Raw genomic sequence first — 24,407 nt, forward strand, 5'->3', positions numbered from 1 at the left:
GTTCCCCCTCCGCCCACACCCGCGATTCCCCCGGGCGGGCATTTTACCGACCGCATCGCCCCTGCTCAGGGCGGCCGCCGCCGCGGGCCCGGGCCGCCCGCCGCGCCCGGCGAGCGGAACGGCCGGTTTCGGCCAGTCGTGCCGCCGGTGGATACATCCGTTCACGTCTTCGGCATGCTGACCGCACAGGTTGTCCATAACGCGACAAGGGAGTTGGCCATGCGTCGAATCGCTGCTCTGGGGACCGGTGCGGCACTGCTGGTGGCCGCCGGGGTGATGGCGGCGCCGAGCGCCTCGGCGACCTCGTACTGCAGCACCACCCAGGGGACGAACTGGGGCTCGGTGAGCTGCCAGACCACCGCCACCAAGAATCACTGGCAGCTGGTGCTGGTCTGCAACAACGACAACGTCAAGGGCGTCCAGACGACGGTCATCGGCTCCTGGCACATGGGCAACGGCAGCGACACCCTCTACTGTCCGACCGGCTACAGCACCGCCTACACCAAGGTCAACAACGACAACTGACCCGCCGGGCCCAGGAGTCGGCCCCGTCTCGGCGGGGCCGACTCCTGGGCGCCGTGGTGCGGCCGGACGTCGCCTCGCCGAACAGCCCTGCCGTGTCGGCGGCTTGACGGTCACGGAATAACTGAGTTAGTTACTGAATTATGGACTTCACTGTTATCGCCCATGCCGTGGAAGTCGACCACGGGGTCAAGCGCCTCTCCATGCGGTTCATCAAGCGCTACGCGGCCCCGGAGCGCGCCCGGCTGAGTGTGGAGCTGTGCGAGAGGATCTCGGCGGCCCTGGAGGAGTTGGACCTGATCACCGTGCCGAGGCGGCTGCCGACGTCGGAGAACGAGTACGTCTTCGTTGTCCACAAGCAGAGCCCCATCGGTGAGGCGGTGTTGATCGCCTCGGCCGTCGCCATGATGGAGAGGTTGGGAACCCCGGCGATTCCGAACATCTTCGATCACTTTCCCCAGGCCCGGCATCAGCTCACCTAGCGGATGGATGGCCTGATGTCGCCCACTTCCGATCAATTGTGTTCAGCGGGGGCATCGTGCCACGAGTGTGACTCGGATGGCCGCTAGAGTCTCCAGGCACTCGGCGGTCCACCGTCGGCGCGCCGGTCCCGGGGGGCTGCGCAGTGGGGCATGCCATTCGAACCACCCTCATTCTTCCGAAGGGTGGAGTTCGGGGCGGGCCTCGGGAGTTTTCTCGTTGAAGCCGCGGCGCAACCGGAGTTCAGTGCATGTCCATCGCAATGACGACGAAGGAGAACGTCTTCCCCGGGTTTCCCCTGCCCCCACTGCCCTTGCCGGACAGCGTCTACTTCATCGATGACTCCGGTAATTCAGATATAACGCTGTTCGGATTGATTCGTGTACCTCAGACCGGCGGAGAGCTGACGACCGAGGCCGCGTGGACGCGGTTCCTCGAGGAACTCGCGGGGAACCCGCACCTCGTCTTCCAGCCCGGCACCTACCTGCACGCGGTCGACCTCGTCGCCGGTCGGGGCGGCCTGCTGCACCACACCCCGGGGCTCGCTCCCACCAGGCGCCAGAAGGAGGAAGCCGCGGGCGTCGTCCGACGCGGGCTGCAGGTGCTGGCCGACGTGCCCGGCATCGGGGTCAGCGTCGTCTACAGCCGCCGGGCCAGCCGCGAGGCCGTCTACGGGGCGCTCGTCGAACAGCTCAACGACCGCCACGCATCGGCCGACAGCACCTGCGAGGTCGTCATGGACGGCAACGGGACCGAGAAGCGGCTCAAGGCCGCGCACCACGACCTGCCGCGCGACCGTCGTCACGTCATCGGGGAACCGCTCCTGGTGCCGGCCAGGCTCAGGCACCTGCTCCAGGCGGCCGACTTCGTCGCCCACGCGGGATTCCAGTCGCTCGTGCGCGATCCAGCGCGCGAATTCATGTGGGACTGGTTCCCTGAAGCCTTCCCGCAGGCCGACGCGCTGGTGGACCTCGGACGGCTTCGCCAATAGGCCGGGCCCCGGCGATCAGCCGGGGCCCGGGGCGGACCTGGTGCTCCGAATCGTCGGGCCAGAACCGCAGAAGACAGTGTTCCACACATTCCGCTTCATCCCCTTCAGCTCGGAGGATTCATGTCCGCATTCGACCGCCTCTCCAAGGCGATCCTCTGGAAACGAGAGCAAGTCGTCGTCTCCAGCGTCGAGTTGAGGCTGCCGACCGAACCCGTGAAGTCCTCCCAAGCCGAGGTCGTCGCCTCCGGGACGGCCAATCCGCTCGCCCGCCTGCCGGAATCCGCCTGGGAGGCGGTGGCCGGCGCGGTGACCAACCCGGAGGCGGTGGCCGGCATGCTGCGGCCGACCGAGCAGGAACCCACCGGCCTGCTGCTGGAGGAGCACGTCGAAGGCGCGACGCTGCGCAACCTCAACACCCGGGTCTGGCTGAGCGAACTGCTGCCGGGCATCCAGCCCCGCACCGGGATGGAGGTGATGGACACCGCGGACCCGCAGGTCTCGGGCACGACCGAGGACGGCGGGCCGTGCGCCGTCGTGCGCTACCGCTACCGCGACCTCCAGCACCTGAAGGACCACGTCCGGCAGACCGTCCACAGCACGCTCGCCATCAACAGCTACGCGTCCTCCATCCTGGCCCGCAAGGTGACCAGGCCCTTGATCGTCCATCCGGTCGAGTTCGCCTTCGAGGACGGAACGGCGCCGTTCACCATGCTCGTCGTGCGCGACGGGATCACGCGCCTGGCCAGCGCCTGGTCGGTGCTGGCAGGGCCCGACGCCGACGCCGCCGACACCGCGGACCTGCTGGTGCAGCAGCTCTTCGGCACGGTGCCCGCGGAATCCGCCGCGAACGGCCCGCGCCTCGGCGAGCGACTCGCGGCCGCGCGCCGGGACTGGCGGGCCTCGCTCGCCGCCGCCTTCGCGGAGGCCAGGGTCGGCGACGACCTGGAGGACCGCGGCATCCACATCGCGCAGACCCTCGTGGTGCCCGCGCAGATCGCGGTCGGCGCCCAGGGCCACCCCGGCCACCTGCTCGCTCCCGAGGACGTCTTCGACGACGCCATGCGCTCCGTGCTGGCCAGCGTGCACGTCGAGTTCAAGGCGTGGGACTCGGCCGCGCAGAACGTCGAGGTCGCCACCCGCGCCCTCAAACGCGTCATCCAGCTCGGCGACACCGGCATGGGCGGGGAGACCCTGCAGGTCGTCTACGGCCTCGCCGTGGGCCGGATCCGGCCGGAGGAGATGCCCCGGCACTACGGCGACAGCCGTCTCCCCGGTACGGCGCTGTGGCGCGGCATCCAGCTCGTCCACGCCCTGACGAGGCCCGAGCTCTACGGCCAGCTCAAGGACCAGGCCAAGGCGATCAAGGGCGGCTCCCGCATGAGCACCAGGGGCTTCGCCGAACTCCTCGGCCCGATCGTCGACCTGCCGTGGCGCAGCCCGAAGAAGGCCGTCGCCAAGCAGGCACGCAACGCCTGGGCCAACGGCGGCGTGCTCACGCGCGACGTCCTCGGCGAGTGGGACCCCGTCCTCACGGACGACTTCACGACCCTCGTCGAGCCCGCACGGGCGGGGGACACGGACGCCCGTTGCACCCTCGCCGTCGCCGGCGGGATCGCTCTGATAGCCGACAAGCTGCTCACCCGCAACGTCGGCTCCTCCCTGATGGCTCCGCGCGAGAAGGGCGGAGTGCCGCTGCGGGCCGACGTCAACGCGGTCATCGAGGGGCTGTCCACCGCGGGCAACGCGACGGGGCTGTGGATCCTCGCGCTGGCCGCGAACCGCTTCCGCGTGGACGGGCTTCCGGAGAACTCCAAGCCCGTGCGGCAGCTCGTACGGGTCGTGCCCGACGAGTCGCAAGCCCCGTACGTCCACCTGAAGGTGGATCCGGGCCGGCCGGACCGGATCGCCCGCGACGGCCACGGCGTCCCCGTCCCGATCTTCGAGTGGGACGTGGTGGCCGCGCACGACCCGGAGCGGGCGGAGGCAGCGGTCAGGGACCACGTCGCGCGATCGTACGTCCGCATGACGGAGCCGGCCACCCTCTTCGGCGACCACGGGTACTCCGACGGCTCCGCGGACGGTCCGGCGCCGGCGTCGCAGGGGCGGGAGGAACCGAAGCCCGACGACGCGTCCTTCACCGTCCCCGGCTCCGAGGTGCCCCCCGGGCGACGTGCCGCCGACCTCCGCCGCGCCCTGCGCGCCGGGATCGACAGCGCCCGGGCGGCCCTGAACGACCTGCTGGAGGTCGACCGCACCGCCGGGAGCTGGCCCCCCGTGCTGGAGCCCGACGACTTCGAGGACCTGGGCCAGTCGCTCGTCGGCCTGCAGACCGACATGGAGAACCTGCGCCGCAACATCCAGAGCGACGAGCAGCCGGACTGCGACGCCGAGGAGGACGAGGACTGACCGGCGCGCGCCGAGCCGAGCACGCGCCGCTGTCCGGAACCGTCCGCCTCCCGGGCCCCCGAGCGGCCGACCTGCCGGCACCTCGGCGTTCCGGGCTCCGGCACCGCGCCCGCGCCCGTGCCGCGCTTGCGTCCGCGCCGGCGCCGCGACAGCCGATCGACAGCGGAGCGTTAGCGCCGTCCCCGACCGTGGGAACCCGCCGCACCCGGCGGCGGTCACCGAAGGAGGCGTGATGTTCAGCAAGAGGACGACCGGCAGGGCCGGCACGGCGGGCACGCGGACGCGCGGGGGTGTCGCCCTGCTGGCCGCGGCCGGCGCGCTGGTGCTCGGCGCCGCCCCGGCGGCCGTGGCCACGCAGGCCCCGGACACCGCCGAGGGCCCGGCCGGGGTGCAGTCGGCGCGCAGCACCGCGGTGTCGCTCTACAACGGCACCACGGCCAAGATCTACCGGAACTACAGCTCGCTGTCGCACGGCGTCTGGGACGACGCCACCCCGCCGCAGGCCATCGACAAGGCCTCGTCGGCGTCCTGGGGCTCGCACTCCTCCGGCTTCATGACGGGCACCGAGGGCGAGGTGCGCTACCAGCTGGAGTCGGGTGAGGCGACGATCCACTGGAACAACCCGTTCTCCGGCAGCAACAGCTACAGCTGCACCGTCCCCGAGGGCTACACCTGTTCCTGGACGGGCGGCTCGGGCAACAACGCCTCGGTCGACTTCACCCTGGGCGGCAGCCCGAAGACCCTCGCCGCCGCGCCGGCCGCGTCCGCCGAGCAGGCGAGCGCGCTCTCCGCGGCCCGGAGCACCTACGTCGCGCTCCAGAACCGCACCACGAACACCATGGACCGCACCTCCTCCTCGCTCTCGCACGGCACCTGGAGCGAGAACATGCTGCCGCCGGACCACATCTTCCCGAAGGACAACGGGTCCTGGCAGTCGGAGTCCAACGGCTTCATGACCGGCACCGAGGGCCGGGCCGTCTACAACATGTACGACGTGGGCAACGTCGAGATCTGGTGGGACAACCCCTACTCCGGCAGCAACAAGTACGACTGCAAGGTCCCCGACGGCTACACCTGCAGCCGGGACGGCGGCGGCGGCGACAACGCCAACGTCACCTTCACCGTGAAGAAGGGCTGATCCGATGGAGCGCATCCTCCGCACCCGCCCGGGCGTCAAGGCCCTGGCCGCGGCCGCCGTCGCCGCGATGACCCTCGTCCCGCTGGCCGCGTCCGAGTCGCTCGCGGCTCCCGCGCCCGCCACGGCACCGGCCGCCGGGCAGCAGGCCGGCGCCGCGGTCGCGCTCGCGGCCGGGATCACCCCCGGGCAGAGCTACGTCCTCTCCCCGCAGAACGCGCCCGACCAGTGGCTGGGCGAGAACGCCTGGAACAGCATCACCACCCAGGCCAGCCGGTGGTGGTACGGGCAGGACCAGTACCACCACGCCCTGTGGACCGCCCGTGACGGCGGCAACGGCGCCATCGAGTTCCAGAACTTCGACTTCGGCGGCAGCCTCCAGGACGACGGCGGCGCCGTGGAGGCGAACTGGGGCAACGGCGGCTCGTGGGACTGGGTCACCGTCGCGGGCCCCAGCGGCACCGTCGCGCTGCGCAACCGCGCCACCAACCGCTATCTCGCGCTCGCCGGGAACACCGCCGTCATGACGGCGGGCGCCTTCTACTGGTTCGTCGTCAACGCCCACCCGTAACCGGCAGGGCCCGTCGCCTCCCACCGTTCCGTCCGCGCCACCACAGCCCCGATCACGCCATGTGATCGGGGTTGTGTGTATGAGTAGCATATGTTTCGGGTAGCTCCTCACTGATCATCAGATGAACAGCCAGGAGGACGTGTTGCTCGACTTCCGCATGCTCGGTCCCGTGGAGGTCCACCACAACGGGACGGCTGTCGACCTCGGGCCACCGAAACGCCGCACCGTCCTGGCCGTGCTGGCACTCGCGCACGGCTCCCTGGTCACCGTCGACCGCCTCACCGACGCCCTGTGGCACGAACGGCCGCCCACCCACGCGAAGACCACCATCCAGGGCCACGTCTCCCGGCTGCGCCGCCTGGTCCACCCCACCGGCGGGGCCACCATCGAGACGGTCGGCGACGGCTACCTGCTCCACGCACCCACCGAGGGCATCGACGTCCGGCGCTTTCGCGACGCCGTCTCCGCCTCCCGCCGCGACCACACCCTCCAGGCCCCCGCCGCCCCGGACTCGGCCGTCCCGACCCTGCGCAGGGCACTCGCCCTGTGGCGCGGCCCCGCCCTCACCGGACTCTGCGACACACCCCTGATCACCTCCGCCGCCGCCGAGTTGGAGGAGAGCCGGCTGAGCGCCGTGGAGAACCTCGGCCACGCGCTGACCTGCGAACACCGCGCCGAGGACGCCGTGGCCGTCCTGCGCGGCCCGGTCGACCGGCACCCGCTGCGCGAGTCACTGGTGGCGGCGCTGCTCGACGCCCTGCTCGCCGCCGACCGCCAGGCCGCCGCCATCCGCCTCTACCACCGCACGGCCCGGCTGCTGGCCGACGAACTCGGCGTCAGCCCCGGCCCCGCGCTGGCCCGCTCCTACGCCCGGATCCTCGCCGGTCCCCAGCCCGGAGAGCACACCCAGCCCGCGCCCCGCACCCAGCCCTCACCCCGCTCCTCACCCCGCTCCTTATCCCGCCCCGCGGACCTCCCCGAGGCCGTCCTCCCCGAGACTGCCCGCCCCGAGGCCGCCCGCCCGGTCGCCGACGGTGGGCGGCGCCCGTTCCTCCTGCCCCGCCGCCCGGCCGGCTTCCGCGGCCGCGAGCACGAACTCGACCGCCTGGACGAAGCCGTGGCACCCACCCGCGACGCCCCCGTCTGCCTGGTCACCGGCCCCGCCGGCATCGGCAAGAGCGCGCTCGTGGCCCACTGGGCGCAACGCGCCGCGACGGCGTTCCCCGACGGCGTCCTCTTCGCCCGACTCGACGGATTCGTCGGCACCGCCCCCGCCGCCGACCCCGCCTTCGTCCTGAGGGACTTCCTCGTCGCCCTCGGCACCAGACCGGACGACCTCCCGCACAGCCCCGCCGCCGCCGAGAGCCGCTACCGCGAACTGCTCCGCGACCGCCGCGTCCTGGTCCTCCTCGACGACGCCCTCAGCTACGACCAGGTACGGCCGCTGCTGCCCGACGCGGCCGGCTGCGCCAGCGTCGTCACCAGCCGCAACCGGCTGGAGAGCCTGATCGCCGCCGACTGTGCCCGGCCGCTGCTGCTCGACCGGCTGGAACCACGCCAGGGCGCCGCACTGCTCGCCGACGTGCTCGGGCCGGAACGCGTCGAAGCCGAACCGTCCGCCGTCCGCCGCCTCGTCTGGCTGTGCGACGGCCTGCCGCTCGCCCTGCGACTGACCGGCGCCCGGCTCGCGACCAGGCCGGAACGGTCGCTGCGCGAGGCCGCCGAGGAGATGCGGGACGAACGCCAGCGCCTCGCCCTGCTGGCCGCCGGCGAGTTCGACCTCGCCTCCGTCCTGCGGGCCAGCGTCGGCCAACTGCCGCCCGAAGCGGCTGAACTCCTGCACCTGCTGGCCCACCACGCCGGCCCCGACGCCGACCTCGGCGCGGTGACCGCGCTGGCCGGCGGCGACCCGGCCGCCGTCCGGGCCGCACTGAACCGGCTGATCACCGCCAACCTGCTGGAAGAACGGGCCCAGGGCCGCTACGCCCTGCGTGACCTCGTCCGGCTGTTCGCCCGGACGCTCGGCCCCGCGCCCGACCCCGACCGCCTCCTGCGGCTCCTCGACCACTACCTGTGCGGGGCGCTGGCAGCCGCCGCCGTGGCGGGGCCCGGCGGCGGGCTGCCCGAGGACGTCCGCCCGCCGGCCGGCGCACCCGCGTTCGCGGACCGGGCCGAGGCGATGGCCTGGTACGCGCGGGAACGGCGCAACCTGGTCGCCGCCGTGGCGGCGGCGGCCGCGGCGGGCCACCACGGCCGGGTGTGGCGCCTCGCGGCGCTGCTGTGGCCGTTGGTGATCCAGCAGACGAAGGGCGAGTGGGCGGCCCCGCTGGGGCACGCGCTGGCCTCGGCGGTCCAACTGGCGCTGCTGGGCCACCACGGCGAGGCCCGGTGGTACTTCGACCGCGCCGGACGCCTCGCCGGACAGGACGGCCCCGCCGCCGACGCCACCGACGCCTCCGACGCCTCCGGCCCGACCGAACGCCCCGGCGGAACCGCCAGAAGCCTCGGAGAGGCACGCTTCTGCTCCTGACCGGGCCGCCCGGGGGACCGGGACGGGGTCGGCCGCGGGGCGGGCGGGTCGTTCGTCGGGTGGCTGTCGGGTCCGGGTGGGTGTCGGCCCCGGCGGGGCGCCGGCCCGGCCGTTCAACAGCGGCAACCGGCCTGCCGGACGCGGGTTTCGGCCCTCGCCTCGCGGACGAGGACCGGGGCCGGCACGCATGGTGCCGTGACGTTCCGCCTTGGACGCGCTTGTGGCCGCCGCCCCACCTGCCGGTGCGTACCCCGGAGTCCGACCGCCCGGCGCCCCGGCCTCCGGCAGCCACAACCGGGAGCCGGGAGCCGGCCGTCAGGTCGCGGCTCGCAGAGCCGCGAGCCGCGCAGCGCGGGGCGGGCCCAGGTGGCACCCACAAGCCCCCCACCAACCCGCGATTCGAATGCGCGGGACGTCGGTTGAGGGCCTTCCCGTGAGGGAGAGGCCGGGCCGGTGGTGGCGCTACGAGGCACCGGAAGTCGGCGGGGCCGACTTCTGGTGCGGGGCGGCTTGGGTGCGGCAGTGGGTGAGGGCGTAGGTGAGGCGGGTGTCGGGGTTGGGGACGGCGGTGAGGAGTTCACCGGCGGTGGTGAGGGTGGTCCAGTAGGTGGTGGGGTCGCCGGTGCGGGGCAGGGGGCGGGCGAAGGCGAGGGAGAGGTAGGCCGCGGTGAGGTTGCCGGTGGTGAACCAGCGCTGGAGTCCGTGGCGGTGGCCGGGGCGGATGCCGCCCATGGCGTCCATGGCCGTCAGGAAGAGGTCGACGACGGCGAGTTCGGTGTCGGTGAGGGACTTGGGGACGTCGAAGACACCGAGGGCTTCGAGGACTTCGCCGGTGTCGCACTCGGAGTCCGGACGGGGGTCGGCCAGGAGGGCGTCGTAGCAGTCAGCCAGGCGGCGGGTGGTCTCGGCGTGGGGGATGTCCAGGGCGAGGCAGACGGCCCGGGCGACGGGCAGCGGCGGGTGGCCGAGGCGCGCGATCAGGGCGTAGGTGGCGGCCGGGGTGGCGCCGCGGGAGAGGGTGTGCCGGGCGAGGGTGGTGAGGTTCATGGGGTCCGGGCTTTCAAACGGTGACGAGGGTGGGCACGGGGGTGGGGGCGACGAGCACCCAGACGAACTTGCCGATACCGCCCGGGCGGGACGAGCAGCCCCAGCGCTCGGCGAGCTCGTCGATGAGGAACAGGCCGCGCCCGCACTCGTCGTCGGGCGAGGCGGTGCGCAGGGTGGGGCGGCCGGTGCCGGCGTCGTGGACTTCGAGGCGCAGGCGGGAGCCGGTGAGGGAGATGCGGATCTCGATGTGGCAGTCGTCGGGGCCGTCGGAGTGCTGCACGGCGTTGGCGAACAACTCGCCCAACAGCAGCTCGGCGGTATCGCGGTAGCGCTCGCCGGAGGGGAGGGCGGCGAGGTAGGCGCGGAGCAAGTACCGGGCCAGCGGCGTGGATTCGACACGGGCATCGAGCCGCGCGACGAACGCGCGAGGCCGACGGGCAGTGAGCATGGGGGAGTACCTCAAGGGATGGCATGAGAGTGGGATGCGCCGTGCGCTGCGAGATGGACGGTCTCGGCAGGTTGCGCTGTGCACCTGGTGAATCACCGGGTGTAGCCATGGTGGCGCTCTGACCCCTACTATCGGAAGCCGATCTGACGCTTGAAGTCGATGCACGGCAAGTAGGTGAAGGTCAATGAACCTCAAGGAACTTGATCCAACATCAAGCCCATGGGCCCCCTTTGGGGTGCAACTCCGCAGGTCACGCAGGGCTGCCGGCCTCACGCAAGCTCAGTTGGCGAGGCGCGTGGGGGTCGATCCTTCCTACGTCTCCTATGCCGAACTTGCCCCGCCTGGCCGGACCCCGCCGAGCGAGAAGTTCGCACGTGACGCCGATCGCGTGTTGGACACGGGCGGAACCCTGCTGCTGATGTGGCTCCAGGCCAAGCACTCGGCGTTGCTGGAGGGGTTCCCGGAGTACGCAAATCAGGAGCAGAACGCCACTGAGATAAGGATCTACGAGGCTGGAGTCGTCCCGGGGCTCTTCCAGATCGAGCCCTATGCCCGGGCTCTGGCAGCAGGCGACGTTCGCCGAGGCGCGATCACCCAGCAGCAGGCGGACGAGCGAGTGACCTACTTGCTCACGAGGCAGCAACTGCTCCGACGGGCCAGGCCACCACTGGTTCATGCTGTGCTGGACGAGAGTTGCCTGCGTCGCCCAATCGGCGGTCGTGAGGTCATGAGGGCGCAGCTCTCTCACTTGGAGGAGCTGTATGCCGTCAATAATGTGATTCTTCAAGTTGCGCCGTTCGCGCTGGGGGAGGAGCGCCCCTTCGCCTTGCCGCTAGTGCTTCTGACCCTCCCCGACCGGTCCCTCCTGGGATACTCGGAGTCTGAGGGCCGAAGCCACCTCGAGCGGGATATCGAACGGCTTGCCGCCTGGAGGAAACACTACGATCGACTCCAAGTGGGAGCGCTGGCCGAGACGGCGACTCTCGAATGGATGCGTGCTGCTCGGAAAGGGATCGAATGTCCGACATCAACTTGACCGCTGCCCGCTGGGTGAAGGCGAGCTACAGCCAGCAGGGCGGAAACTGCGTCGAGGCGGCCCCGGGCTTCCCCGGTCTTGTTCCGGTCCGCGATTCGAAGGACCCTCAGGGCCCGGCTCTGGTCTTCCCGGCCGAGTCCTGGAAGTCGTTCGTCACCGCTGTCCGCAGTGGTGAGTTCGGCGGAGTCTGAGCCCCAGCCCCGCATCCGCAGGCCCGGGCCGTTCGCGGTCCGGGCCTGCGGTCGGTTCCTCCCCCGCTCCCTGGGGCAGGATCTGCGACGACGAAGTGCGATCAGCTGGAGGCCTCTCCGCTGATCGGCCATCCACCAAGGGAGTCGGCATGGGCGGGAACGTTGATCTGACGGGTGCCTCCTGGAGCAAGAGCAGCTACAGCCAGCAAGGCGGCGATTGCCTTGAGGTTGCGCGTGGCTCGCTTGGGATGGTGCCCGTTCGTGACTCCAAGGACCCTGAAGGCCCGGTCTTCGTCTTCTCGGCCGAGGCGTGGCAGTCGTTCGTTGTCGCTGTCCGCGGTGACGAGTTCGGCGTGGTCTGAGCCTCACGTCGGTATCCGCAGGCCCGGGCAGCGAGCATCGAGTTCATCAGAGAAGTGCGGAGAGGTTTCGAACATGGATGACCTGCGCAGCACCGTTTGGCGCAAGAGCTCGTACAGCGCCCAGCAGGGGCAATGCGTCGAGGTGGCGATCGGGTCCTCCGCTGACGTGCCGGTACGCGACTCGAAGGACCCGCACGGTCCTACCCTCGCGTTCCCGGTCTCCGCCTGGGAAGCCTTCGTCATGGCTGTCCGCAGTGGCGAGTTCGGCGTGGTCTGAGCCTCACGTCGGCATCCGCAGGCCCGGGCCGTTCGCGGTTCGGGCCTGCGGTCGGTTCCTCCCCCGCTCCCTGGGGCAGGATCTGCGACGACGAAGTGCGATCAGCTGGAGTCCTCTCCGCTGATCGGCCATCCACCAAGGGAGCCGGCATGGGCGGGAACGTTGACCTGACGGGTGCCTCCTGGAGCAAGAGCAGCTACAGCAACGGGCAGGGCGGCTGTGTTGAGGTTGCTGGCGGTTACTCAGGCATGATGCCTGTCCGTGACTCGAAGGACCCTCAGGGCCCGGCTCTCGTCTTCCCGGCCGAGTCCTGGAAGTCGTTCGTCACCGCCGTCCGCAGTGACGAGTTCGGCGAGGTCTGAGCCTCACGTCGGCATCCGCAGGCCCGGGCCGTTCGTGGTCCGGGCCTGCGGTCGGTTCTTCCCGTTCGTTCCTCGACCGGCTCGGCTGTAGGGCGAAGCAGCCGTCGGGGCGGGTTCAGGGGGCCAACGGCTCGATCTCACCGGCGAAGACGATGATCTGGTCGATGAGGCTGCGCCGCAGATGCACGACGTCCGTTCCCGTCAGACGGGGGCCTTCGTCGGGCGTGGTGAACACCCACTGGTACCGGGCCCATTCGCCGGGCATGTCGACCGCCGAGCAGCGGACCATGGTGCCGGCCCCGGCCGGGTGGTGCCGGATGTCCAGGACGAACCGTTCGACCGCCTCGATTCCCTCGCTGCGGCCCAGCGGCCCCCAGAAGACCACGTCCGACGTCAGGGCCTGGGAGAGCAGAGCCGTCACATAGCTGTCGTCCGAGGCGTTGAACGCGGAGATGAACGTGTCGATCGCGGAGCTTGCGGTCTCTTCCTGCATCCCTCAGTAATACCAGCAGTTTCGCGTGCGCTCGACCCGCGATCCGCCGTCCGACCACGGCGAACAGGCCCGGTCACGGCTCTGGTTGGCGTTGCGGTCCGCCGGCGTCGGGCTGTGGCCGCCCCGGCCCCGGCCTGTTGCCGGGCCTGCCCGGGCGGGCTTGTCGAAGGTCCGTCTCCATCCCAGGAATCTGGGATGGAGACGGACGTGCGGGCGACGGAAGGATCTGCTCGGCAGGAACGCCGGAGCACCCTCGGCTCGGACCTGTCAGATACCCGTCATACCGGCGGCCGTCGAGGCGGCCGCCGCGCCCGCCGGTGCTCCACGGTGCCCGCTCTCGGACTTCGGTGACGTGGAAGCGCCGGCCCCCGCATGCTCCTTCTTCGGCCCTTAGGAGTTCGCAGTGATCCGCCTCGCTTCCCGTCGACGTGCCGTAGTGCCCGTCGCCGTGGCGCTCTCGGCCCTCGTCTCGTTCGGCGTGCTCGGCGCCGGGACGGCCCAGGCGACCCCGACCCCGCTTCCGAAGCCCCCGACGCCCACGTGCAATCCCAGCGTCGAGCCGACGTGGGTGGACATCATGTCCTACCGGGTCACCCCGGTCATCACCGACTACCTTGCCGTGCAGGTCCCCGACGGGGCGACCGGCCAGCGCACCGAGACGCTGGTCAACACGGACTCGGTGACCACCACCGTCAACAACAGCACCGAGATCGGCGCGAGCCTCTCCGTCCTGTTCGTCAAGGTGGAGGCCAAGGTCGGCTTCTCCGTCATGAAGACCACGTCCACCACGAAGACCAGCCAGATCACCACGACCTGGAACCTGAACAAGCCCGGTCGGTACGGCCTCTACCGGGGCACCCGCAAGGTGCAGGGCGAGTGGGTCAAGTACCTCTGTGCCGAGACCAGCCCGACCACCGGTGTGTGGATCAACGCGCTCAACGGCGGCTCCGGCACCTTCACCACCTTCGAGCCCACGGAGATCGGCGCCGTCTCGTGCGCGAACCAGGAGCCTGCCGGCACGTTGCGGCGGGCCGTCCAGATACAGCTGAGCTGCTGACCGGGCCATGGAACACACCGAGGAGAACAGCATGACCAGCAGCACGGCGCACCCCGTCCGCCGACCCTCCGCGCGTTCGGCGGGCGCCGCCCGCGCGGCGGCCCGGGCCGTTCGGACGGCCGTCGCCACCGTCGCCGCGGTGGCCCTGCTCGCGACGCCGGCGGTGGCGGACACCGGGACCGGATCCGCTCCGGCCGCAGCGCCCCGGGCTTTCGTCGGTCACGAATGGAAGGGCTGGGACTGCGACGGGTACTACCGGATCGAGACGCCCACCCCGGGCATGGTCCTGGAGTACGACCAAGGCCCCGCCAAGGCGGTGCTCCAGAGGCCGTCGAGGAACTCGGACACCCAGCTGTGGGAGGTCTGCCGCTGGCCCGGCGGCCCGTTGGAGACCGCCGACTTCATCCTGAAGGCCAAGAACGGCGGCGACTGCGTCACCCTCTGGGGCGGCTACCAGCAGGAGGACTACTGGTTCTCCGTCTACAACTGCGACAACGTCGGACAGAACCAGAAGTTCTGGATCTCCCACGACCCGGCAACCGACACGATGATGTTCCAGGTGCTGCACAGCGGTATGTGGATGGCGATCCAGGGCACGTTCGCGGGGGACGGCTCGCACGTCGCCCAGTACCTGAACCGCGCCACCGCGTTCTCCATCCCGGGGTACTGGGCGAACAACTCGCGGTAGCCCCGCACCGGGCCCGAACGGCTCCCGTGCCGCCCCCGGGGACGGACACGGGGACGGACACGGGGCCCGGACCGCGAACGGTCCGGGCCCCGCTCCGCGCCCGGGACACCCGGGGCCGCAGCCGTGCGACCGCCGAGAAATCGGCTACCGCCGGCCCGCCGGATGGAGCAGCATGACCCCGTGTCCGATACCTCAGTACTCACCCGCACCGAGGCCGCCGAGCGCCACCGCCTGCTCGACGTCCGCACCGTCCACCTCGACCTCGACCTGACCCGGGGCCCGGAGGTGTTCGGCTCCACCACCGTGATCCGCTTCGGCTGCGCCACCCCGGGCGCCGGCACCTTCGTGGACGTCAAACCGGCCCGGCTCCACCGCGTGGTGCTCAACGGCCGCGAGCTGGACGTCGCCGCGCTGGAGGCCGGGCGCTTCCCGCTGACCGGCCTGGCCGCCGACAACGAGCTCACCGTCGAAGCCGACATGGCCTACTCGCACACCGGCGAGGGCATGCACCGCTTCACAGACCCCGCCGACGGCGAGGACTACGTCTACACCCAGTCCTTCCTCGACGACGGCCCGCGGGTCTTCGCCTCCTTCGACCAGCCCGACCTCAAGGCGCGGTTCACGGTGTCCGTCACCGCGCCCCGGCCGTGGACCGTGGTCGGCAACGGCCTGTCCCGCCAGGTCGAGCCCGGCCGCTGGGAGTTCGCGACCACCCCGGTGATCAGCAGCTACCTGGTCTCCGTGGTCGCCGGCCCGCTGCACTCGGTGTGCGCCGAGCACGACGGGATCCCGCTGGGCCTGCACTGCCGCCGCTCGCTGGCCGCCCACCTGGACGCCGACGCCGACGAACTGCTGGAGATCACCCGGCAGGGCTTCGACCACTACCACCGGGTCTTCCGGCACCGCTACCCGTTCGACAGCTACGACCAGTGCTTCGTCCCGGAGTTCAACGCCGGCGCGATGGAGAACCCGGGCTGCGTCACCCTGCGCGACGAGTACGTCTTCCGCTCCGCCGTCGACGACACCAAGCGCGAGGAGCGCGCCCTGGTGGTCGTCCACGAGATGGCGCACATGTGGTTCGGCGACCTCGTCACCATGAAGTGGTGGGACGACCTGTGGCTGAACGAGTCCTTCGCCGAGTACATGGCCTACCGCGTCACCGCCGCCTCCACCCGCTTCACCAGCGCCTGGACGGGCTTCGCCGCCAACCGCAAGCCCTGGGGCTACGACGCCGACCAGCGCCCCTCCACCCACCCGGTGGCCCCCGGCACGGTGGACGACACCGCCCAGGCCCTGCAGAACTTCGACGGCATCTCCTACGCCAAGGGCGCCGCGGCCCTGCGCCAACTGGTCGCCTGGCTCGGCGAGGACGCCTTCCTGGCCGGCGTCAACGACCACTTCGACGAGCACGCCTTCGGCAACGCCACCCTCGACGACCTGCTGCGCGCCCTGGCGGCGGCGAGCGGCCGCGACGTCCACGCCTGGGCCGAGCGCTGGCTGCGCACCACCGGCGTGGACACCCTGCGGCTGACCGACGGCCGGATCGAGCACACCGCGGCCGACGGCGGTCCCACCCGCCCGCACCAGCTGACCGTCGCCCACTACCGGCGCACCCCCGAGGGAGCCCTGGAACTCGCCGAGCGGGCACCGCTCGCCCTGGCCGCCGACACCGACGCCGACACAGGCACCGACACAGGCACAGGCACAGGCACAGGCGCCGACGCCGCGGAGGCGCCGGGCACCACCCTGGCCCGGCCCGCCGCCACCGCGCTCACCCTGCTCAACGACACCGACCTCGGCTACGTCAAGATCCGCCTCGACGCCGCCTCCTGGGACACCGCGCGCACCTCGCTCGGCGCCGTGCCCGAGGAGGAGGCCCGGGCGGTGCTCTGGAGCGCCGCCCGCGACCAGGTGCGCGACGGCGAACTGGCACCCGACGCGTACCTGCGGCTGGTCGCCGACCACCTGCCCGGCGAGACCTCCGTGCACCTGGTGGACGCGGTGCTCGCCTTCGCCCGCGACTTCGTCGTGGACTGCGCCGTACCCCCGGCCGACCACCCGGCGGCGCTGGCCCGGCTCGGCGAGGTCTGCCGCGCCCTGCTGCGGCGCACCGAGGGCGAGCCGGACCGCACCGGCCTGCGCCTGGTGGCCGCCCGCGGCGTGATCGGCACCGCCCTCGGCGAGCAGCAGGCCGCCGAACTGCGCGACTGGCTGGCGGCCGGCACGGTGCCCGGCGGCCCGGCACTCGACCCCGACCTGCGCTGGCAGCTGCTGCTGCGCCTGTGCGTGCTCGGCGCGGCCGGCGAGCCGGAGATCGCCGCCGAACTCGCCGCCGACCCGAGCAGCACCAGTGAGCAGGGCGCCGCCCGCTGCCGCGCCGCCCTGCCCGACCCGGCGGCCAAGGAGGCCGCCTGGCAGGCGCTGTTCCACGGCGAGCTCTCCAACTACCTGGCCATCGCCACCGCCAGGGGCCTGTGGCAGCCCGAGCAGGCCGACCTGCTGGACGAGCTGACCGCGCGCTACTTCAAGGAGCTGGGGCCGGCCGCCGCCCGCCGCGGCCCCGCCCTGGCCCGGGTGCTCGCCACGGCGGGCTTCCCCGCCTTCGCCGCCACCGAGCGCACCGTCCGGGCGGCCGAGGCCTGCCTGGCCGACCCGGACCTCACCGCGGCGACCCGGCGCGGGCTGGTGGACCAGCTGGACACGCTGCGCCGCGCGGTCCGGGCCCGGGAGCTGACCGGGCGGTAGGCCCCGGCGGTCCACCACCGCCGGCACCGTCCGGCCTCATGGAAACGGCCGGCGGAAGGTCCCTTCGGACACTTCCGCCGGCCGTCGCGCCGTGCTCCCGGCTACGCGCCGTGCTCCCGGCTACGCGCCGGACCGGCCCTGCTCGTCGTACGAGGAGGTGCCCTCGTCCAGCAGCGGCTCCTGCGTCTTGAGGTGCGCCGGGGCCAGCGCCCGCAGCGTGTGGTAGCCGGTGATGACCACCAGGGTGCCGAGCGCGATGCCGCTGAGGCTGAAGGTGTCGGTGAACTTCAGCGTCACGTTGCCGATGCCGATGATGATGCCCGCCGCGGCCGGCACCAGGTTCAGCGGGTTGCGCAGGTCCACCTGGGCCCTGGTCCAGATCTGCGCGCCGAGCAGGCCGATCATGCCGTACAGGATGACGGTGATGCCGCCGAGCACCCCGCCGGGGACGGCGGCCACGATGGCGCCGAACTTCGGGCACAGGCCGAACAGCAGGGCGAAGCCGGCGGCGCACCAGTAGGCGGCGGTGGAGTAGACCCGGGTGGCGGCCATGACGCCGATGTTCTCCGAGTACGTGGTGTTCGGCGGGCCGCCGACCGCGGTGGAGAGCATGGAGCCGATGCCGTCCGCGGAGATCGCGGTGCCCAGCTTGTCGTCCAGGTTGCTGCCGGTCATCTCGCCGACCGCCTTGACGTGCCCGGCGTTCTCCGCGACCAGCGCGATCACCACGGGCAGCGCCACCAGGATCGCCGACCACTGGAAGGACGGGCCGTGGAAGGTCGGCAGGCCGATCCAGTCGGCCTTGCCGACGCCCGACAGGTCCAGGCGCCAGTGGTCGGTCAGGTGCCCGCCGCCGTCCACCGAGTGGATCTTCCCGAAGACCCGGTCGAACACCCAGGAGATCCCGTAGCCGAACAGCAGTCCCAGGAAGATCGCCACCCGCGACCAGAAGCCGCGCAGGCACACCACGGCGAGGCCGGTGAACAGCATCACCAGCAGCGCCGTCCACTGGTCCTGCGGCCAGTACGTCGAGGCGGTCACCGGGGCCAGGTTGAAGCCGATCAGCATGACCACCGCGCCGGTGACGATCGGCGGCATCGCGGCGTGGATGATGCGCGCCCCGAACTTCTGGACCGCCACACCCACCAGGAACAGCGCCACGCCCACCACGAACACCGCGCCGGTCACCGTCGCGCTGGTGCCGCCCTGCGCCCGGATCACCGCGGCCACGCCCACGAAGGACAGCGAGCAGCCCAGGTAGCTGGGCACCCGGCCCTTGGTGGCGAGCAGGAAGATCACGGTCGCCACGCCGGACATCATGATCGCGAGGTTGGGGTCGAGCCCCATCAGCACGGGCGCCACGAAGCTGGCCCCGAACATCGCCACCACGTGCTGGGCGCCGAGGCCCACCGTACGGGGCCAGGAGAGCCGTTCGTCGGGACGGACCACCGCCCCCGGTGCGGGCGTGCGCCCGTCACCGTGCAGCTTCCAGCGCACGCCGAGATCCATGGTGAGGTATCGCTTTCTCTGTACTTCCGGGGAACTGTCCGCACCATTGTCGTGGCCGCCGGGTGTCCCGGCGATCACACGGACCCGCGTGAGCTGCGAAGACGTGTGCCGAGGCCTGACGGGCCCGGTGCTGTCGGGGATCTTACGGCCAGTCGTTCCACGCCGGCGGCGCGCCCTCGGTGATGACCCGCGCGTGCAGCGCCTCCAGGACGACCGGGTCCCTCCCGGTGCCCTGGACCGTCGGCCCGACCCGCTGCTCGCCGGAGGTGACGGCACCTACTTCCAGGGGCCCCCGGTGCTTCCAGGGGCCCTCCGGTGGCGAGAGCGTCGGCGCGGGAAGCAACCCTTCGCCGCCCGGCAAGGGTCTGTACATCGACGACTCGCCCAAGGTCACCTACTGGCAGCAGAGGATGGACGACGCCGTCACCTGGTGGTTTGACCTGGGACGACGCTCTGCGGTCGGCGGGTCGCCAGCTGTCATATGCTTGTCATATACATCTAAGGGGGGGTGCGTGGAGTTCCGACTGCTGGGCCCGGTGGCCGTGCTGGCCGCGGACGGCCGCGAGCTTCCGGCCGGATCGGCCAAACGCCGCAGCCTGCTGGCCATGCTGCTGCTCAACCCCGGAGCACCGGTCACCGTCGAGCGGCTCACCGGGACCCTCTGGGCGGACGAGGAACCGCCCCGGCACTCGCGCACCGTCATCCACAACCACGTCTCCGGGCTGCGCGCCCTGCTCACCGCCCACGACGCCCCCGCCGCCGGCATCGAACTCGTCACCGACAACGGCGCCTACCTGCTGCGGGCACCCGACCGGGCGGTGGACGCCGTACGGTTCGAACGCCTGGTGGCCCGCGCCCGCGCCCTGGACGCCGACGCCGCCGAGGCCGCCGCCGCCCTGCGCGAAGCCCTCGCCCTGTGGCGCGGCCCCGCCCTGGCCGGCACCACCGGCGGCCTGCCGCTGCAGTGCGCCGCCCAGGCCCTGGAGGAACAGCGGCTGGCCGCCGTCGAGGAACTCGCCCGCGCCCACGGCCGGCTCGGCGACCACGGCACGGCCGCCAACCTGCTGCACACCGAGGCCACCGCCAACCCGCTGCGGGAGTCCCTGGTCGCCGGACTCATGCTCGCGCTCGGCCGTGCCGGACGCCGCTCGGAGGCCCTGGACCACTTCCACCGCACCCGCCGCGCCCTGGCCGAGGAACTCGGCATGGACCCCGGACCGGAACTCGCCGACGCCTACGACCGCCTGCTGCGCGCCGACGCCCCGCCGCGTCCCGACGCCCCGCCGCGTCCCGACGCCCCGCGCCCCGACGCCCTGCCGCCCCGCTCCGACACCCCGCGCCCCGACGCCCCGCCGCCCCGCTCCGACCGGGTGCCGCCCGCCCGGATCCCCGGCGACCAGGAGCCGCCGGACCGCGTCCCGCCCGCGCGGGTCGCCACCGTCGGCGGCCTGGCCTCCGTCCCCGACCAGCGGCCCGCCCCCGCCTCGTCAGCCCCCGCCCCCGTGCCGCCGCCCGCCGCTCCGGTCCCGCCGCCCGCCGCCGTACCGCCCGCGGTCCCCGGCCCGCAGCACACCCCCTGGCCCTTCCCCCGCCGCCCGCGCGGCTTCGCCGGCCGGGAGGACGAACTGGCCGCGCTCGACCGGGCCACCGCCGCCCCCGGCGCGATCGCCGTGCTCACCGGCGGCGCCGGCGTCGGCAAGACCACCCTCGCCCAGTACTGGGCCCACCGCCGCCGGCAGGACTTCCCCGACGGCCGGCTCTTCGTCGACCTGTGCGGCCACAGCCCGCTGCCGGAGCGCGACACCGCCGCCGTCCTGCGCGAGCTGCTGCTCGCCCTCGGCCTGCCCGCCGAGCAGATGCCCGCCACCCCGGAGGCGATGGCCGCCCGCTACCGCGAACTGACCGCCGCCCGCCGGATGCTGATCGTCCTGGACAACGCCCGCCGCTCCGAGCAGGTACGCCCGCTGCTGCCCGACGGCGACGACTGCGTCACCCTGGTCACCAGCCGCGACCGGCTCGGCGGGCTGGTCGCCTCCGACGCCGCCCGTCCCGTGCCGCTCGCCGAGCTCTCCTCCCCGCAGGCCGTCACCCTGCTCGCCGCCACCCTCGGCGCCGACCTGGTCGCCGCCGAGCCCGAGGCCGCCGCCCGGCTGGCCGGGCTGTGCGACGGCCTGCCGCTCGCGCTGCGGCTGGCCGCCGCCCGCCTCGCCACCGGGCCCGTGCGCGCGCTGGCCGCCCTCGCCGACGAACTCGCCGACGAACAGGACCGCCTGGACCTCCTGGACGTCGAGGACACCAGCGTCGCCGCCGCCCTCGCCCTGACCGTCCAGCACCTCGCGGACCCCGCCCTCCGGATGTTCCGCCGCCTCGGCGCCCACACCGGCGCCACCCTGGACAGCCGCACCGCCGCCGCGCTGGCCGGCTGCCGCCCCGAGGAGGCCGCCGAGGCACTGGCCCAGCTGGCCGCCGCCCACCTGATCGTCCAGATCGGCCGGGACGCCTACACCCTGCACGACCTGGTCCGCCTCTACGCCCGCAGCCTGCCCGGCGACACCGACCGCGAGGTGCTGCCCCGGCTGCTCGACCACCTGCTCAACACCCTGCTCACCGCCTGCGCCGCCGCCGAGCCGGGCAGCGAGCCGTGCTGCGCCCTGCCGCCGGGCATCCGCCGCCCCGCCGAGGTCCGCCCCTTCCCCGACCGGGAGAGCGCGCTCACCTGGTACGCCGCCGAACGCGACACCCTGCGCGGCGCGGTCGAGGCGGCCGTCGCCGCCGGGCTGCACGACCGGGCCTGGCGCCTGGTGCTGCTGCAGTGGCCGCTGATCGTCTGGCAGGTCCGGGACGGCTGGGCGCCGCTGCTCGAACACGGCCTGGCCGCCGCCGAGGCCGACCGCGACCCCGGCGCCCAGTCCCGGGCCCGGGCCCTGCTGGGCTGGGTCCTGCTGGAGGAGGGCCGCCCCGGGGAGGCCCTGGTCCACCTGGAGCGCGCCCCCGACCTCGCCGCCCGGGCCGGCGACGGCACCGCCCAGGCCGTCGCCCTGGTCAACCTCGCCGTCGCCCTCGGCCGGCACGGTGACCACGCCGGGCGCGCCCGGGTGAGCGGCCTGCTGATGAAGGCCCTGTCGCTGGCCGACCGGGCCGGGCGCGCCGACCTGGTGGCCCTGGCCCGCCAGCACCTGGCCCACACGTGCCTGGCGGCGGGCGCCGCCGAGGAGGCCGCCCACCATGCCGCCCGCGGCCTGGCCGTGGCCGAACCGCCCTTCCCGGTCACCCGCCGGGTGGTCCTGCAGACCCTCTACGGCCGCGCCCTGGCCGCCACCGGCCGGCCGGAGGAGGCCGCCCTGCACCTCGGCGCCGCCCTGCGCACCGCCCGCGCCCACCAGTACGGGGAGGGCGAGGCGGACGCCGAGGCGGCCCTGCGCGCGCTGCCGGCGGCCGTCGCCGCCGCCGTGGCGACGGCCGCGCCCGCCACCGCCACTGCCGCCGCCTCCGCCACCGTCGACGGCTCGTACTGACGGGCAGCGCTGACGGGCAGCACTGACGGGCCGTCCCGCAGGGAAGGATGGAGGCAGCGGGGGAGAGCCCGGGCCGCGGGCGAAGCCGGCACACCACCTGGCCGAGGGGGTCCGCCATGACCAAGCCGGAGGAACCGCACCGCCGGCCCGAAGTGCTGGAGCTGTACCTGCTGGCGGTGGAGATGGCCGACCGGATCTCCGCCCGCCGGGGGAACGCCAACACGTTCTTCCTGTCCGTGCAGACCGCGCTGGTCACCCTGATCGGCTTCGGGATACCCAAGCTGTCGGAGTCCCCGTGGTGGGTGCCGACGGCCGTCGCGCTGGCCGGCATCACCCTCTCCGGCGCCTGGTGGATGCAGCTCAGGAGCTACCGGGACCTCAACGGCGCCAAGTTCCAGGTCATCAACTCCCTGGAGGAGAGGCTGTCCGCGCGGATCTACACCGACGAGTGGGACGCCCTCAGGAACAGCGCCCGGCAGGGCCGGCACCACCGGCACTACACCGAACTCGGCACCACCGAGCGGCTCGTGCCGATGATATTCGCGGCAGCCCATCTGATCCTGCTCACCGGCACGCTCGCCACCGGCACACTGGCCGTATGAGCCACCTCGACCCCATCGCGGACCTGATCCGCTCCTGCCTGCCCTCCGAGGCAAGCCCGCCCGCGGGCTCCGACGACCTCTTCCGCCTCTACGCCGTGCTGCTCCAGGCCAAGGGCGAGCAGGTCACCGACGAGGACGTCCACAACGCCTGGACGGCCTGGACCCAGACCACCGACGACACCCACAAGGCCCTGGTGCCCTTCGACGACCTCGACGCCCGTACCCGCGCCCTCGACGCCCCGTACACCCTCGCCATCCGCACCGCCGCCCGCCGGCTCCACCAGCCCACGGCCTGAGCCCGGCACGACGACGGGCGGCACGACGGGCGGGCGACGGCGGGCCCACGGGCGGGGGTCCGCCGTCGCCCCGCCCTACGCGCCGGGGGCGGCGGCCGCGAGCTCGTCGACGGTGCCGGACATGACGGTGCGCAGGTGCCGGGTGAGGTGCTCGGCGGGCCAGTCCCACCAGGCGAGGTCCAGCAGGCGGGCGATGTCCGCCTCGTCGTGGCGCAGCCGGATCACCGTGGCCGGGTTGCCGCCGACGACCGCGTAGTCGGGGACGTCGGAGGTGACGACGGACCCGGCGGCGACGATCGCTCCGTGGCCGATGCGCACGCCCGGCATGACGGTGGTGCGGTAGCCGAGCCACACGTCGTGGCCGATCACGGTGTCGCCGCGCCCGGGCAGGCCGGTGAGCAGGTCGAAGTGCTCGGCCCAGGCGCCGCCCATGATCGGGAAGGGGAAGGCGGACGGCCCGTCCATCCGGTGGTTGGCGCCGTTCATCACGAACCGCACCCCGGTGGCGAAGGCGCAGAACCTGCCGATGACGAGCTTCTCCGGCCCGTAGTGGTACAGCACGTTGCGGGTCTCGAAGGCCGTCGGGTCGTCCGGGTCGTCGTAGTACGAGTACTCGCCCACCTCGATCAGCGGTGAGGTGACCAGCGGCTTGAGCAGCACCACCCGGGGCTGCCCGGGGAAGGGGTGCAGGACGGTCGGGTCGGGCAGGGCGGGGACGCCGGGGGCGTCGGCGGAGTTCACGGGGGCGGTACCGCTTTCGGATTGACGGGTCGTCGGGTGGCCGGGGCGCCTGGAGCGCGCCGCTCCATGATCCACCGGGCGCCGCCGCGGGCCGGCGGATTTTCCGGACCGGCCCGAACACCCGCGCGGCATTCACGAAACCTCCACACCGCCGGGCTGCATCGATCGGCCGAGGCGGGGTATCCGGGCCGTTCGACCGTGCCGACAAGAGGAAGGACTCCGATGGTCACGACCGCTGGTGAACTGACCGCCTCCGCCGCTTCGCCGACGCAGGCCCCCTCCCGCACGGCCGCCTCCGCCACGGCGGGCCTGCGCGACCTGCTGCCGCCGGAGCTGGCGGCGGCGGAGGACCTGCGCGAGGTCGCGCCGGCCGACGCCCGGGAGCTGACCCGGGTGCTGCTGC

The 24,407-nt window shown here is 72.8% G+C and carries 23 protein-coding genes and 2 pseudogenes; 19 read left to right on the forward strand and 6 right to left on the reverse strand.

Features of this window, described 5'->3' with window-relative positions; all coding sequences use genetic code 11:
• The first annotated feature begins 219 nt into the window (after positions 1 to 219).
• From ACWD4P_RS27860 to ACWD4P_RS27890, 7 genes are all read left to right on the forward strand, one after another.
• Positions 220 to 525 carry a hypothetical protein gene (locus ACWD4P_RS27860; protein ID WP_449781499.1) on the forward strand — a complete coding sequence of 102 codons (306 nt, stop codon included), beginning with the start codon at positions 220 to 222 and terminating at the stop codon, positions 523 to 525.
• A 140-nt stretch (positions 526 to 665) separates the two neighbouring features.
• Positions 666 to 1,004, forward strand: coding sequence for a hypothetical protein (locus ACWD4P_RS27865; RefSeq protein WP_449781500.1), 339 nt, complete (start codon positions 666 to 668; stop codon positions 1,002 to 1,004).
• Between the two features lie 260 nt (positions 1,005 to 1,264).
• A complete protein-coding gene (locus ACWD4P_RS27870) occupies positions 1,265 to 1,993 on the forward strand; it encodes a hypothetical protein (protein WP_449781501.1) in 729 nt (242 codons plus the stop codon).
• Positions 1,994 to 2,113: 120 nt separating this feature from the next.
• Entirely contained in the window at positions 2,114 to 4,399 is a 2,286-nt protein-coding gene (locus ACWD4P_RS27875; protein WP_449781502.1) for a hypothetical protein, read from the forward strand.
• A gap of 232 nt (positions 4,400 to 4,631) precedes the next feature.
• Positions 4,632 to 5,537, forward strand: a complete 906-nt coding sequence (locus ACWD4P_RS27880; protein WP_359823587.1) for a Crystal protein ET79 — start codon at positions 4,632 to 4,634, stop codon at positions 5,535 to 5,537.
• A 4-nt stretch (positions 5,538 to 5,541) separates the two neighbouring features.
• Entirely contained in the window at positions 5,542 to 6,105 is a 564-nt protein-coding gene (locus ACWD4P_RS27885) for a hypothetical protein (RefSeq protein ID WP_359823585.1), read from the forward strand.
• Between the two features lie 121 nt (positions 6,106 to 6,226).
• Positions 6,227 to 8,635 carry a BTAD domain-containing putative transcriptional regulator gene (locus tag ACWD4P_RS27890; protein WP_449781503.1) on the forward strand — a complete coding sequence of 803 codons (2,409 nt, stop codon included), beginning with the start codon at positions 6,227 to 6,229 and terminating at the stop codon, positions 8,633 to 8,635.
• Between the two features lie 462 nt (positions 8,636 to 9,097).
• On the opposite strand, the gene ACWD4P_RS27895 is transcribed toward ACWD4P_RS27890, so the two are convergent.
• Together ACWD4P_RS27895 and ACWD4P_RS27900 are read right to left on the reverse strand one after the other, a co-directional pair.
• Positions 9,098 to 9,682 (reverse strand): hypothetical protein, encoded by a 585-nt coding sequence (locus ACWD4P_RS27895; RefSeq protein ID WP_449781504.1) that lies wholly within the window; start codon positions 9,680 to 9,682, stop codon positions 9,098 to 9,100.
• A gap of 13 nt (positions 9,683 to 9,695) precedes the next feature.
• The gene (locus tag ACWD4P_RS27900; RefSeq protein WP_449781505.1) at positions 9,696 to 10,130 is read right to left on the reverse strand and encodes an ATP-binding protein; all 435 of its coding nucleotides are present in this window, start codon (positions 10,128 to 10,130) and stop codon (positions 9,696 to 9,698) included.
• 184 nt (positions 10,131 to 10,314) lie between these two features.
• Here ACWD4P_RS27900 and ACWD4P_RS27905 point away from each other — a divergent pair, with 184 nt between their 5' ends.
• The 5 genes from ACWD4P_RS27905 (at position 10,315) to ACWD4P_RS27925 (ending at position 12,358) form a co-directional block, all read left to right on the forward strand.
• Positions 10,315 to 11,166 (forward strand): helix-turn-helix domain-containing protein, encoded by an 852-nt coding sequence (locus ACWD4P_RS27905; RefSeq protein ID WP_449781506.1) that lies wholly within the window; start codon positions 10,315 to 10,317, stop codon positions 11,164 to 11,166.
• Positions 11,148 to 11,357, forward strand: a complete 210-nt coding sequence (locus ACWD4P_RS27910; RefSeq protein ID WP_449781507.1) for a DUF397 domain-containing protein — start codon at positions 11,148 to 11,150, stop codon at positions 11,355 to 11,357. The genes ACWD4P_RS27905 and ACWD4P_RS27910 overlap by 19 nt, the downstream gene beginning before the upstream one ends.
• A gap of 149 nt (positions 11,358 to 11,506) precedes the next feature.
• Positions 11,507 to 11,719: a DUF397 domain-containing protein gene (locus tag ACWD4P_RS27915; RefSeq protein WP_449781508.1), complete on the forward strand. Its 213-nt coding sequence runs from the start codon at positions 11,507 to 11,509 to the stop codon at positions 11,717 to 11,719.
• 73 nt (positions 11,720 to 11,792) lie between these two features.
• The gene (locus ACWD4P_RS27920) at positions 11,793 to 11,996 is read left to right on the forward strand and encodes a DUF397 domain-containing protein (protein WP_449781509.1); all 204 of its coding nucleotides are present in this window, start codon (positions 11,793 to 11,795) and stop codon (positions 11,994 to 11,996) included.
• Between the two features lie 149 nt (positions 11,997 to 12,145).
• Entirely contained in the window at positions 12,146 to 12,358 is a 213-nt protein-coding gene (locus ACWD4P_RS27925; protein WP_449781510.1) for a DUF397 domain-containing protein, read from the forward strand.
• 115 nt (positions 12,359 to 12,473) lie between these two features.
• On the opposite strand, the gene ACWD4P_RS27930 is transcribed toward ACWD4P_RS27925, so the two are convergent.
• Positions 12,474 to 12,851 carry a nuclear transport factor 2 family protein gene (locus ACWD4P_RS27930; protein ID WP_359823572.1) on the reverse strand — a complete coding sequence of 126 codons (378 nt, stop codon included), beginning with the start codon at positions 12,849 to 12,851 and terminating at the stop codon, positions 12,474 to 12,476.
• A gap of 436 nt (positions 12,852 to 13,287) precedes the next feature.
• Between ACWD4P_RS27930 and ACWD4P_RS27935 the strand changes: the two genes are divergently transcribed.
• From ACWD4P_RS27935 to pepN, 3 genes are all read left to right on the forward strand, one after another.
• The gene (locus ACWD4P_RS27935) at positions 13,288 to 13,908 is read left to right on the forward strand and encodes a hypothetical protein (protein WP_449781511.1); all 621 of its coding nucleotides are present in this window, start codon (positions 13,288 to 13,290) and stop codon (positions 13,906 to 13,908) included.
• Between the two features lie 31 nt (positions 13,909 to 13,939).
• Entirely contained in the window at positions 13,940 to 14,596 is a 657-nt protein-coding gene (locus tag ACWD4P_RS27940; RefSeq protein WP_449781512.1) for an RICIN domain-containing protein, read from the forward strand.
• Positions 14,597 to 14,758: 162 nt separating this feature from the next.
• Positions 14,759 to 17,341 (forward strand): aminopeptidase N, encoded by a 2,583-nt coding sequence (gene pepN / locus ACWD4P_RS27945; RefSeq protein WP_449781513.1) that lies wholly within the window; start codon positions 14,759 to 14,761, stop codon positions 17,339 to 17,341.
• Between the two features lie 120 nt (positions 17,342 to 17,461).
• Here the strand turns inward: pepN and ACWD4P_RS27950 are convergent, their stop codons facing one another.
• The gene (locus ACWD4P_RS27950; RefSeq protein WP_449781514.1) at positions 17,462 to 18,850 is read right to left on the reverse strand and encodes a uracil-xanthine permease family protein; all 1,389 of its coding nucleotides are present in this window, start codon (positions 18,848 to 18,850) and stop codon (positions 17,462 to 17,464) included.
• Positions 18,851 to 18,998: 148 nt separating this feature from the next.
• Positions 18,999 to 19,130: pseudogene (locus tag ACWD4P_RS27955) on the reverse strand (transcriptional regulator); the annotation flags it as partial.
• 232 nt (positions 19,131 to 19,362) lie between these two features.
• On the opposite strand from ACWD4P_RS27955, the gene ACWD4P_RS27960 reads away from it, so the two are divergent.
• The 3 genes from ACWD4P_RS27960 to ACWD4P_RS27970 all read left to right on the forward strand — a co-directional run bounded on the left by ACWD4P_RS27960 (position 19,363) and on the right by ACWD4P_RS27970 (position 23,263).
• Positions 19,363 to 22,365 carry a BTAD domain-containing putative transcriptional regulator gene (locus ACWD4P_RS27960; RefSeq protein WP_449781515.1) on the forward strand — a complete coding sequence of 1,001 codons (3,003 nt, stop codon included), beginning with the start codon at positions 19,363 to 19,365 and terminating at the stop codon, positions 22,363 to 22,365.
• Positions 22,366 to 22,481: 116 nt separating this feature from the next.
• Positions 22,482 to 22,967, forward strand: a complete 486-nt coding sequence (locus ACWD4P_RS27965) for a RipA family octameric membrane protein (RefSeq protein WP_359823557.1) — start codon at positions 22,482 to 22,484, stop codon at positions 22,965 to 22,967.
• Positions 22,964 to 23,263, forward strand: coding sequence for a DUF7701 domain-containing protein (locus tag ACWD4P_RS27970; RefSeq protein ID WP_359823555.1), 300 nt, complete (start codon positions 22,964 to 22,966; stop codon positions 23,261 to 23,263). Before ACWD4P_RS27965 ends, ACWD4P_RS27970 begins: the two co-directional genes overlap by 4 nt.
• Positions 23,264 to 23,338: 75 nt before the next feature.
• Here ACWD4P_RS27970 and ACWD4P_RS27975 read toward each other — a convergent pair whose 3' ends face one another.
• A complete protein-coding gene (locus ACWD4P_RS27975; RefSeq protein ID WP_449781516.1) occupies positions 23,339 to 24,004 on the reverse strand; it encodes a CatB-related O-acetyltransferase in 666 nt (221 codons plus the stop codon).
• A 222-nt stretch (positions 24,005 to 24,226) separates the two neighbouring features.
• On the opposite strand from ACWD4P_RS27975, the pseudogene ACWD4P_RS27980 reads away from it, so the two are divergent.
• A pseudogene (locus ACWD4P_RS27980) lies at positions 24,227 to 24,407 on the forward strand (RNA polymerase sigma factor SigF); the annotation flags it as partial.

The organism is Kitasatospora sp. NPDC002543 (genome assembly GCF_053594915.1).

What these genes read in the sequence shown, in the direction of transcription:
- ACWD4P_RS27860 (WP_449781499.1), top strand. Translation starts at nt 220, where the DNA reads ATGCGTCGAATCGCTGCTCTGGGGACCGGTGCGGCACTGCTGGTGGCC.
- ACWD4P_RS27865 (WP_449781500.1), top strand. Translation starts at nt 666, where the DNA reads ATGGACTTCACTGTTATCGCCCATGCCGTGGAAGTCGACCACGGGGTC.
- ACWD4P_RS27870 (WP_449781501.1), top strand. Translation starts at nt 1,265, where the DNA reads ATGACGACGAAGGAGAACGTCTTCCCCGGGTTTCCCCTGCCCCCACTG.
- ACWD4P_RS27875 (WP_449781502.1), top strand. Translation starts at nt 2,114, where the DNA reads ATGTCCGCATTCGACCGCCTCTCCAAGGCGATCCTCTGGAAACGAGAG.
- ACWD4P_RS27880 (WP_359823587.1), top strand. Translation starts at nt 4,632, where the DNA reads ATGTTCAGCAAGAGGACGACCGGCAGGGCCGGCACGGCGGGCACGCGG.
- ACWD4P_RS27885 (WP_359823585.1), top strand. Translation starts at nt 5,542, where the DNA reads ATGGAGCGCATCCTCCGCACCCGCCCGGGCGTCAAGGCCCTGGCCGCG.
- ACWD4P_RS27890 (WP_449781503.1), top strand. Translation starts at nt 6,227, where the DNA reads ATGAACAGCCAGGAGGACGTGTTGCTCGACTTCCGCATGCTCGGTCCC.
- ACWD4P_RS27895 (WP_449781504.1), bottom strand. Translation starts at nt 9,682, where the DNA reads ATGAACCTCACCACCCTCGCCCGGCACACCCTCTCCCGCGGCGCCACC.
- ACWD4P_RS27900 (WP_449781505.1), bottom strand. Translation starts at nt 10,130, where the DNA reads ATGCTCACTGCCCGTCGGCCTCGCGCGTTCGTCGCGCGGCTCGATGCC.
- ACWD4P_RS27905 (WP_449781506.1), top strand. Translation starts at nt 10,315, where the DNA reads ATGAACCTCAAGGAACTTGATCCAACATCAAGCCCATGGGCCCCCTTT.
- ACWD4P_RS27910 (WP_449781507.1), top strand. Translation starts at nt 11,148, where the DNA reads ATGTCCGACATCAACTTGACCGCTGCCCGCTGGGTGAAGGCGAGCTAC.
- ACWD4P_RS27915 (WP_449781508.1), top strand. Translation starts at nt 11,507, where the DNA reads ATGGGCGGGAACGTTGATCTGACGGGTGCCTCCTGGAGCAAGAGCAGC.
- ACWD4P_RS27920 (WP_449781509.1), top strand. Translation starts at nt 11,793, where the DNA reads ATGGATGACCTGCGCAGCACCGTTTGGCGCAAGAGCTCGTACAGCGCC.
- ACWD4P_RS27925 (WP_449781510.1), top strand. Translation starts at nt 12,146, where the DNA reads ATGGGCGGGAACGTTGACCTGACGGGTGCCTCCTGGAGCAAGAGCAGC.
- ACWD4P_RS27930 (WP_359823572.1), bottom strand. Translation starts at nt 12,851, where the DNA reads ATGCAGGAAGAGACCGCAAGCTCCGCGATCGACACGTTCATCTCCGCG.
- ACWD4P_RS27940 (WP_449781512.1), top strand. Translation starts at nt 13,940, where the DNA reads ATGACCAGCAGCACGGCGCACCCCGTCCGCCGACCCTCCGCGCGTTCG.
- pepN (WP_449781513.1), top strand. Translation starts at nt 14,759, where the DNA reads ATGGAGCAGCATGACCCCGTGTCCGATACCTCAGTACTCACCCGCACC.
- ACWD4P_RS27950 (WP_449781514.1), bottom strand. Translation starts at nt 18,850, where the DNA reads ATGGATCTCGGCGTGCGCTGGAAGCTGCACGGTGACGGGCGCACGCCC.
- ACWD4P_RS27965 (WP_359823557.1), top strand. Translation starts at nt 22,482, where the DNA reads ATGACCAAGCCGGAGGAACCGCACCGCCGGCCCGAAGTGCTGGAGCTG.
- ACWD4P_RS27970 (WP_359823555.1), top strand. Translation starts at nt 22,964, where the DNA reads ATGAGCCACCTCGACCCCATCGCGGACCTGATCCGCTCCTGCCTGCCC.